This window comes from Caulobacter sp. (assembly GCF_049283275.1).
Lineage (GTDB): Bacteria > Pseudomonadota > Alphaproteobacteria > Caulobacterales > Caulobacteraceae > Caulobacter.
In genome coordinates this window covers 1-1,909 of sequence record NZ_JBAPVS010000018.1, presented here as the reverse complement: position 1 = coordinate 1,909, position 1,909 = coordinate 1, and the positions used below count along the sequence as shown (strand labels likewise).

General features: G+C 72.6%; 2 protein-coding genes. Both read left to right on the top strand.

The window, feature by feature from the left end:
* Window positions 1-818 (top strand): NAD-dependent epimerase/dehydratase family protein (locus tag WAL33_RS01075; protein WP_422177642.1); only part of this gene is annotated, 818 nt, incomplete at its 5' end.
* A 74-nt stretch (window positions 819-892) separates the two neighbouring features.
* On the top strand, window positions 893-1,909 hold a 1,017-nt coding region (locus tag WAL33_RS01070; RefSeq protein WP_422177640.1), incomplete at its 3' end, for an MFS transporter.

The following is a 1,909-nucleotide window of genomic DNA, read 5'->3' as shown; positions in this document are numbered from 1 at the left end:
ACCCGGCGGCGGTGCTGGCGGCCGTCCGCGACCTGGGCGCCGACACGGTGATCGACCTGATCGCCTATACCCAGGCTGACACCCTGCCGCTGCTGGACGCCCTGTCCGGTCGGATCGCCCGCTACGTGATGGCCAGCTCGGTCGACGTCTATCGCAACTACGAGGGCCTGCACCGCAAGGGCCGGCCGACGCCGATCTGGGACCGGCTGACCGAGGAGGCGCCCTTGCGCGCCAGCCGCTTCCCCTACCGCCTGGCCAAGCTCCGTGCGGTCGGCGACCCTCAGGCCTGGATGGACGACTACGACAAGATCCCCCTCGAGGCGGCGGCGAGGGCGGCCGGCGGGTTCGAGACCACGATCCTGCGCCTGCCGATGGTGTTCGGTCCCGGCGACCGGCAGAGGCGGTTTTCCTGGGCGATCCGGCCGATGGCCCAGCGGCGGCCGCGCATCGTGATCCCCCATCCCTGGGCCAGCTGGCGGGCGACCTTCGGCTATGTCGACGACGTGGCGGCAGGGATCGCCCTGGCGGCGACACACCCCCGGGCCGGCGGCGAGACCTACAATCTGGGCCGGTCCAACACCCCCACCAACATCGCCTGGGCCGCCAGCTTCGCCGAGCACCTGAACTGGCCCGGCGACGTCCAGCTGGCCCATCCCGACGTGGCGCACGGCGCCCTGGCCAAGGCGGTGTCGGGCCTGGACCTCGACTACCCGCTGTTCATCGACAACGCCAAGATCCGGCGACGGCTGGGCTATGTCGAGGTCACCGACTTCGACGAGGCCCTGGCGCGGACGGTGGCGGACGAGATGGGGCGGTAGCACCATGAGACACCCTCTCCCCTCTGGGAGAGGGTTCTTTTTACGCGTACCCTTGTTCGACGAGAGGGGCGCTCATGACGACATCCAGGACCTGGCCCGTGTGGCTCGTCTGCCTGCTGGCGGCGATGATCGAGGGGTTCGACATCCAGTCGATGGGGGTGGCGGCGCCGCGCATGCTGCCGGCCCTGCACCTGACGCCGGGCCAGGCCGGATGGGCGTTCAGCGCCAGCCTGATCGGGCTGATGGTCGGGGCCAGCGTCGGCGGGGTGATCGCCGACCGGGTCGGGCGGCGGTCGGTCCTGGCCACCTCGGTGGCGGCGTTCGGGGTGTTCTCGCTGCTCACGGCCCTGGCGGGCGGCTTTTGGCCGTTGCTGATCGTAAGGGTCCTGACGGGCCTGGGCCTGGGCGGGGCCATGCCGATGCTGATCGCCTTGGCGTCCGAACGGGCCAGTCCCGCCCGCAAGGCGACCATGGTGGCCCTGATCGCCGGCGGCATGCCGTTGGGCGGGGCGGTGGCGGGCCTGGTCGCCCGCACGCCCATGGCCCTGGATGACTGGCGGGCGATCTTCCTGGTCGGCGGCCTGGTCCCGCTGGTCGTCGCGCCGCTCCTGTACTGGCTGCTGCCGGTCGGACGGCCCGACCCCGCCGACCGCCAACCCGGCCAGGAGGCTCGCGCCCTGTTCGGGGCGGGGCGCTGGCCGGCCACGGCCTGCATCTGGCTCAGCTATGCCCTGGCCGCCCTGACCCTGCACCTGCTGCTCAACTGGCTGCCGACCCTGCTGGTGTCGCGCGGCCTGCCGCCGGCCTCGGCCTTCCTGGTCTCGGCGCTGTTCAATCTGGGCGGGACGACGGGAGGCCTGGCGTTTGGCCTGGTCGTCGACCGGTTGGGACCGCGCTGGCCGCTGCTGGCCGGGTTCGCGGGACTGGCGGCGGCCCTGGTGCTGCTGGCCGGCGCCAGCGGCGGGGCGATCGCCGGGCTGGCCTTTACCGCCGGCTTCCTGCTGATGGGCGGACAGTTCACGCTGTACGGCCTGACCCCGCCCTATTATCCCGCCGCCGTGCGCTCGACCGGCGTGGGCGCGGCCGTGGCC